This is a genomic window from Stenotrophomonas sp. P5_B8, from assembly GCF_054049855.1.
In genome coordinates this window covers 1-6,516 of sequence record NZ_JBFULO010000210.1, presented here as the reverse complement: position 1 = coordinate 6,516, position 6,516 = coordinate 1, and the positions used below count along the sequence as shown (strand labels likewise).

7 protein-coding genes are annotated in these 6,516 nt (G+C 68.5%); 2 read left to right on the top strand and 5 right to left on the bottom strand.

Features of this window, described 5'->3' with window-relative positions:
• Together ACXJKH_RS12370 and ACXJKH_RS12365 are read right to left on the bottom strand one after the other, a co-directional pair.
• Nucleotides 1-391: thiol:disulfide interchange protein DsbA/DsbL (locus ACXJKH_RS12370; RefSeq protein WP_457319655.1), on the bottom strand; the 391-nt coding region annotated here is incomplete at its 3' end.
• A 105-nt stretch (nucleotides 392-496) separates the two neighbouring features.
• The gene (locus ACXJKH_RS12365; RefSeq protein WP_457319654.1) at nucleotides 497-1,291 is read right to left on the bottom strand and encodes a c-type cytochrome; all 795 of its coding nucleotides are present in this window, start codon (nucleotides 1,289-1,291) and stop codon (nucleotides 497-499) included.
• 155 nt (nucleotides 1,292-1,446) lie between these two features.
• Here ACXJKH_RS12365 and yihA point away from each other — a divergent pair, with 155 nt between their 5' ends.
• A complete protein-coding gene (gene yihA, locus ACXJKH_RS12360) occupies nucleotides 1,447-2,070 on the top strand; it encodes a ribosome biogenesis GTP-binding protein YihA/YsxC (protein WP_256777053.1) in 624 nt (207 codons plus the stop codon).
• A gap of 171 nt (nucleotides 2,071-2,241) precedes the next feature.
• Here yihA and ACXJKH_RS12355 read toward each other — a convergent pair whose 3' ends face one another.
• The 3 genes from ACXJKH_RS12355 to ACXJKH_RS12345 all read right to left on the bottom strand — a co-directional run bounded on the left by ACXJKH_RS12355 (nucleotide 2,242) and on the right by ACXJKH_RS12345 (nucleotide 4,844).
• A complete protein-coding gene (locus tag ACXJKH_RS12355) occupies nucleotides 2,242-3,219 on the bottom strand; it encodes an MBL fold metallo-hydrolase (protein ID WP_457319653.1) in 978 nt (325 codons plus the stop codon).
• Between the two features lie 93 nt (nucleotides 3,220-3,312).
• Nucleotides 3,313-4,107, bottom strand: coding sequence for a helix-turn-helix domain-containing protein (locus tag ACXJKH_RS12350; RefSeq protein WP_457319656.1), 795 nt, complete (start codon nucleotides 4,105-4,107; stop codon nucleotides 3,313-3,315).
• A gap of 38 nt (nucleotides 4,108-4,145) precedes the next feature.
• Nucleotides 4,146-4,844 (bottom strand): VIT1/CCC1 transporter family protein, encoded by a 699-nt coding sequence (locus tag ACXJKH_RS12345; protein WP_256777050.1) that lies wholly within the window; start codon nucleotides 4,842-4,844, stop codon nucleotides 4,146-4,148.
• A gap of 201 nt (nucleotides 4,845-5,045) precedes the next feature.
• Here ACXJKH_RS12345 and ACXJKH_RS12340 point away from each other — a divergent pair, with 201 nt between their 5' ends.
• The gene (locus ACXJKH_RS12340; RefSeq protein ID WP_457319652.1) at nucleotides 5,046-6,410 is read left to right on the top strand and encodes a glutamate--cysteine ligase; all 1,365 of its coding nucleotides are present in this window, start codon (nucleotides 5,046-5,048) and stop codon (nucleotides 6,408-6,410) included.
• Nucleotides 6,411-6,516: the final 106 nt, after the last annotated feature.

Below are 6,516 nucleotides of genomic sequence, written 5' to 3'. Positions count from 1 at the left end.
CGTTCTGCATCGGCAGCGTCTGCTTGTCATGCAGGGCCTCGAACATCGCGCGGTGGCTGCGCTTGGCCACGCCCAGCTGGTCGGCGGCGAAGTAGGCACGGGCGAACGAATCCCAGATTCCGCCGAACGCGGCCGGCACCGGGGTGAAGCGGACGTCCTTGGGCAGCTTGGCCGCCCAGGCTTCCAGCTGCGGCTCGAAGCGCGCGCAGTGCGGGCAGGTGTAGCCGAAGATTTCCACCACTTCGATCTTGCTGGCCAGCGGCGCATACGGGCCGGGCGCTTCGATCACTTCGTAGTCGGTACCTTCGACCAGCTTGATCGGCGTGGCGGCCAGGGTGGTCAGGGGGCTCAGGGCCAGCAGCAACAGCATCAGGCGGGGCATCAACGTCATCTACATCCATCTCCATCGGAAAAAACAACGCCGGCCCAGTGCCGGCGTGGCGGTGAACATAACCCGCCACGGGGGCGGGGCGGCGACTGCGCCGCCAAGCGGTCCTTACGGCGCCTTGGCCGGTTGCGTGGCGGTCACCGCGGCGACGTCGTCGGCACGGTTGTGCAGGCCCTGCAGGTAGCTGCCCAGCGCCTGGATCTCCTGTTCGGTGAGCTGCTTGGCAATGCTGGCCATGATCTGGAAGTGCGCCTTGTCGGTTTCCTGGGTGGTGCCGGCCTGGTACTCCTGCAGCCGGCGCGCCACATATGCGGCGTGCTGGCCGCCGATGTGCGGATACGCCGGGCCCGGGTTGCCGGCGCCGGTGGGACCGTGGCAGGCCATGCAGGCGGGGATGCCGCGTTCGGCGTCACCGCCGCGATACAGCTGCTGCCCGATCTCGTAGAACTTCTTGCCGGCATAGGGACCGTCGCCGACCAGGCCATCGTCGGCAAGCCCGGCGCTGGCCTTCTGCGTTGCGAAATATGCACCGATATCGCGCATGTCCTGCGGGGTGAGGTCCTGCACGAAGGGCACCATCGCCGCGGACGCACCGGAGGTGCGCTGGCCGTTGGCGATCAGTGCCATCTGCTGGGCCACGTAGCGTTCGCTCTGGCCGGCGATGCTGGGGTACATCTCCACGGTGGAATTGCCATCGGCCGAGTGGCAGGCGGCGCAGGCGGCGGCCTTGGTCTGGCCGGCCTTGGCATCGCCCCAGGTGGTCTTGCTGAAATCGACCTCCAGCGAGGCGGTCTTGATCGGCCCGTTGTCAGGCAACGGGGTGATCGAGGTCTGGGCGACCGCAACGGCGGCCAGCAGGGATACAGCGACAGCGGAAACGGCAAGAACGCGAGCGTGGCGCATGCGGAAGCTCCGTGTGGACCGGCCTGGCGAGTGCAGGCTGCACTGGCTGAGGATCACCCGATTATCCATGCGCTTTCGCGCCACGGTCAACGCAGGGTGCAGCAAAACCGGTCGGCGGCAGCGCGGATCCGGCCCGGACATGCGATCCTATGCCCATGTCATTGCTCCTCGAACGTGCCCACTATCTGCTTTCGGCCCACAACACCCGGCAATTGCCGGAGGATGTCGGGGCCGAAGTTGCCTTTGCCGGACGCTCCAACGCCGGCAAATCCAGCGCCCTCAACGCCCTGACCCGCCAGAACAGCCTGGCCCGGGTCTCCAAGACCCCCGGCCGCACCCAGCAGCTGGTGTTCTTCGAGGTCACCCCGGAGACCAAGCTGGTCGATCTGCCCGGTTACGGCTACGCCAAGGTGCCGCTGGACCTGCAGGCGCACTGGCAGGCCTTCATCGACCAGTACTTCCGCACCCGCGAGGCGCTGCGTGGCCTGGTGGTGGTGATGGACATCCGTCACCCGCTTAAGGACTACGACCGCCAGATGCTGGCCTATGCGGTGCAGCGCGGTCTGCCCGCGCACGCGCTGCTGACCAAGGCCGACAAGCTCGGCCGGGGCCAGCAGGGCATCGCCCTGCAGAAGGTGCGCAAGGAACTGCAGTCCTCCTTCGGCGATACGGTCAGCGTGCAGACCTTTTCCGGCCCGGCCCGCCAGGGCGTGGACGAGGCCCGCGGGATCATCGGTGGCTGGCTGGGGTTGAACAAGCCGGCGCCGGAAACGGCGTAACACCTGCACCCCGGTGGTGCTGGCCGCTGGCCGCTGGCCGGCGCCCCGGTATATCCGGCTGAAAGGGGAGCCGGCCAGCGGCCGGCACTACCGTGTAGGCGTGCACCGACCGGCTGACCGTCAGGCGGTGCGCGTGCGATTGGTGTCAGCGGAGTAGGCGAGCGGCCGGCACTACCGGGTGGGCAACGGTGCGTATTCGCCCGGGACCCACGCGAACGCATCACCCTCGCGCCGCACATGGCCCAGCCCGGGGAACGGCAGGTGCGCGCCGGCCACCCACCAGCCCTGGTCCGCGGCCTGCGCCATCATCGTGCGCCGGCTGACGATGGCGGCGGCGCGGTCGCTGTCGGCCTCGTAGGACGCCTGCGGCTGGGCGAACTGCACCGCGTGGAAGTGCACGATGTCGCCCCAGACCAAGAGGTGCTGGCCGGCGCCGCCGTCGATCCGGTAGGACACGTGGCCGATGGTGTGGCCGTGGCTGTCCAGTGCGGTGATGCCGGTCGGCAGTGCATCTCCTGCGCCGAAGCGCTTCAATTTTCCAGTGGCCACATAGGGGGCTACCGCCTTGCGCGCCAGCGCGAAGGCAAAGCGCACGCCCTGCGGCGCGGTCGTTTCGCTGGCCGGATCGAGCCAGTACGCGGCATCGGCGGCAGACAGCCACACCGTGGCATTGGGGTAGGCCACCTTGTCCTGGGTATCGAGCAGGCCGCACAGGTGGTCCGGATGGGCGTGGGTGAGCAGTACGTCGTCGACCTCGGCCGGGTCGTAGCCGGCCGCGCGCAGGTTGCCCAGCACCTGGCCCAGGCCGGGGCCGAAGCAGGTGGCGGTGCCGGTGTCGATCAGGGTGAGGTGGTTGCCCTGCTGCACCAGGTAGGCGTTGACCGCGGTCTGCAGGCCCTTGCCGTCTTCGGGCACGTAGCTGTGGTCGAGCAGGCGGGTGACCTTGCCGGCATCGATGCCTACCAGTTCCTGCCGGCCGAGCGCGACAGTGCCATCAAACAGCGCGGTGACCTGGAGCGTGCCGATCTGCTGGTGGTACACACCGGGCACCTGTTCGTGCGGGGTGTGGGTGGTGGTGGCGAAGGCGGGGCTGGCGGCGGCCGCCAGCAACAGGGCGGCGGCGAGGGTGCGGACGCGGGGCAGGGACATGGGCTTTCCGGGCAAGGCGGCAGCGCCGCGATGTCTCCATGCTGCGCGACGGCGTTGCCGCGGTCCGCTCAGAATGCCGCGCGATCCGCTCGCTCAGCTGTTGTTGCCGATCGCGCCCGGTTCCAGGCCGTAACGGGCGGCGAAGCGCTTGTTGAAGCTGCCCAGCGAGCGATAGCCCACGCGCGCGGCCACGGTCTTGAGCGGCAGGCGCGTGGTGTAGAGCAGGTTCATCGCATGCGCCAGCCGCGCATCGGCGATCAACCCGCGCACGCTGGACTGCTCGCTGGCCAGCCGGCGGCGCAGGGTGGCACCGCTCAGGCCGAGCTGGTCTTCGAAGTCGCGCGATTGCCAGTCGCGTTCCGGTTGGGCGGCGATCAGGTCGCGGATGCGTTCGCCCAGGCTGGGCTCCGGCGCGACCAGCAGGCTGCCATGGCCACGGCGACAGAACGCCAGCACCAGCGCGGCCAAGGCCAGCCGCGCTTCGGTGTAGCGGGCCTGCTCCAGTGCGCTGCGCCATTGCCGCAGGGTGTCGCCGTGCTCGGCCAGCGACAACCGCGCCAGCGCGTCGCCGGCCTCGGGCAGCGGTTCGTTCCACAGCACGCGCGCGGCTGACAGCGCCTCGGCGCACAGCGGCACGATCGCGCTGAGGTACACGCCGGAGTCCGGATCGGGAATGTTGACCACGTCGATGCGGCAGCGCCGGGTGATCAGGAACAGGTCGCCGGGCACGAAGGTGAGTGACTGCTGCGCGGTGGATACCTGCTTGCGTCCCTGCAGCAGGATCGCCAGCTGCGGTTGCGGGATGTCCACCGAGGAGGCGCCATGCTCGCGGCGCGCGGTGATGCAGGCGTAGCCGTCGGCCCGCTGGCAGTCGGCCAAGCTCGCCATCTCGGCCAACAGCGGATCGGGGTGCACGCGGGTATCCATTACCGCGCAGTATCGAACAACTGGCCGATAAGCGCTGCCGCGCCCATCGCCAATGCGCCCCAGAACATGACCCGCACCGCGCCGCGCAACGGGGGTGCACCTCCGGCACGTGCGGCCATCGCACCGGTCAGGCCCAACCCGGCCAGGGTGACGCCCGTGGTGATCTGGGCGACATGGGCGTGCGGGGCGAGCAGGGCGGTCAGCACCGGCAGCGCCGCGCCACTGACGAAGGCGCCGGCCGAGGCCAGGGCCGCCTGCAGCGGACGCGCACGCAGTTCTTCGGTGATGCCCAGCTCGTCGCGTGCGTGTGCGGCCAGCGCGTCGTGCGCGGTCAGCTGTACCGCTACCTGCTGGGCCAGCTCGGGGGTAAGGCCGCGATGGCGGTAGATCGCTGCCAGCTCTTCCAGCTCGCTGTGCGGGTCTTCGTGCAGTTCGCGTTTTTCCACGGCCAGGTCGGCCACTTCGGTATCGGCCTGGGACTGCACCGACACATACTCACCGGCCGCCATCGACATCGCCCCGGCGACGGTGCCGGCAATGCCGGTGGCCAACACGGTGGACGCGCTCGCACCGCTGGCGGCGATGCCGACCACCAGCCCGGCGATCGAGACGATGCCGTCATTGGCACCGAGCACCGCCGCACGCAGCCAGCCGACGCGGTCGGAACGATGGACTTCGGGATGGCGGGATCGGCTCATGCCCACAGTCTAGGGCGTGTGCCGGACCGGGGGCGGAATGCGTCGCAGCGGCGCTTGCAGCCGGTCAAGCCCTTTTCAATAGGATGCTGAAAACCGTCACGGTGACACGACGGTGGGGGACGCCACGATATAGTGCGCCCTTGCGATGCGGGGGCCCGGACCCCACATCCCCGCCCTGACCAGAATCCTGCGAGCCTCCCCTTGTCGAGCCCCAGCCACGTCGCCGAGACGCCGATCACCGACCGAAATGAACTGGTCGCCACGCTGGCTTCCGGCGAAAAGCCCAAGGCGCAGTGGCGCATCGGCACCGAGCACGAGAAGTTCGGCTTCCGCCTGGACGACCTGCGTCCGCCGACGTTCGAGGGCGACCGCGGCATCGAAGCCCTGCTCAACGGCCTGACCCGCTTCGGCTGGACGCCGGTGCAGGAAGGCGGCCACACCATCGCGCTGCTGCGCGACAACGCCTCGGTCACGCTGGAACCGGCCGGCCAGCTGGAACTGTCCGGCGCGGCGGTGGAAACCATCCATGACACCTGCGTGGAAACCGGTACCCATCTCAACGAAGTGGCGCAGGTGRCCGGCGAGCTGCAGCTGGGCTTCCTCGGCATGGGCTTCCAGCCCAAGTGGACGCGCGAGGAGATGCCGTGGATGCCCAAGGGCCGCTACCGCATCATGCGCGACTACATGCCCAAGGTCGGTACGCTCGGCCTGGACATGATGACCCGTACCTGCACGGTGCAGGTCAACCTGGATTACGCCACCGAAGCGGACATGGTGAAGAAATTCCGCGTGTCGCTGGCGCTGCAGCCGATCGCCACGGCGCTGTTCGCCGATTCGCCGTTCACCGAAGGCAAGCCGAACGGCTACCAGAGCTACCGTTCGCACATCTGGACGGACACCGACAACGATCGCACCGGCATGCTCGACTTCGTGTTCGAAGACGGCTTCGGTTACGAGCGTTACGTGGACTATCTGCTCGATGTGCCGATGTACTTCTCCTACCGCGACGGCACCTACCACGATGCCAGCGGGCAGAGTTTCCGCGATTTCATGGTGGGCAAGTTGCCGGCGCTGCCGGGCCAGTTGCCGACCCTGCGCGACTGGTCGGACCACATGACCACGGCCTTCCCGGAAGTGCGCTTGAAGAAGTACCTGGAGATGCGCGGCGCCGATGCCGGACCGTGGAGCCGCCTGTGCGCGCTGCCGGCGTTCTGGGTGGGGCTGTTGTATGACGATGCCGCACTTGATGCGGCCTGGGACCTGGTGCGTGATTTCAGCCTGGTGGAGCGCAACGTGTTGCGCGATGGCGTGCCGAAGCATGGGCTGAAGCTGCCGTTCCGCAATGGCACCGTGCTCGATCTGTCGCGCGAAGCACTGAAGATCGCCGTGGCCGGGCTCAAGCGGCGCGCGGCGCGCAACGTCGATGGCCAGGACGAAAGCAAGTTCCTGGAGGTGCTGCAGGAGATCGTCGATTCGGGGCTGACTCCGGCCGATCGCAAGCTGGCGCTGTTCCATGGCGAGTGGAACCAGAACATCGATCCGGTGTTCAAGGCGTTCGCTTACTGAGTGGCGAAAGCGGTCGTCGGTGGGTCGGGCGCTGGGCGCCCATGCCCTTTCCGGCGAATGTCCTCCGGCGTCGGCCTGCGGCCGCCACCTCCCCCTTTATTTCGCC

Coding starts and splice junctions, on each gene's coding strand:
- ACXJKH_RS12365 (WP_457319654.1), bottom strand. CDS start 1,291: ATGCGCCACGCTCGCGTTCTTGCCGTTTCCGCTGTCGCTGTATCCCTG.
- yihA (WP_256777053.1), top strand. CDS start 1,447: ATGTCATTGCTCCTCGAACGTGCCCACTATCTGCTTTCGGCCCACAAC.
- ACXJKH_RS12355 (WP_457319653.1), bottom strand. CDS start 3,219: ATGTCCCTGCCCCGCGTCCGCACCCTCGCCGCCGCCCTGTTGCTGGCG.
- ACXJKH_RS12350 (WP_457319656.1), bottom strand. CDS start 4,107: ATGGCGAGCTTGGCCGACTGCCAGCGGGCCGACGGCTACGCCTGCATC.
- ACXJKH_RS12345 (WP_256777050.1), bottom strand. CDS start 4,844: ATGAGCCGATCCCGCCATCCCGAAGTCCATCGTTCCGACCGCGTCGGC.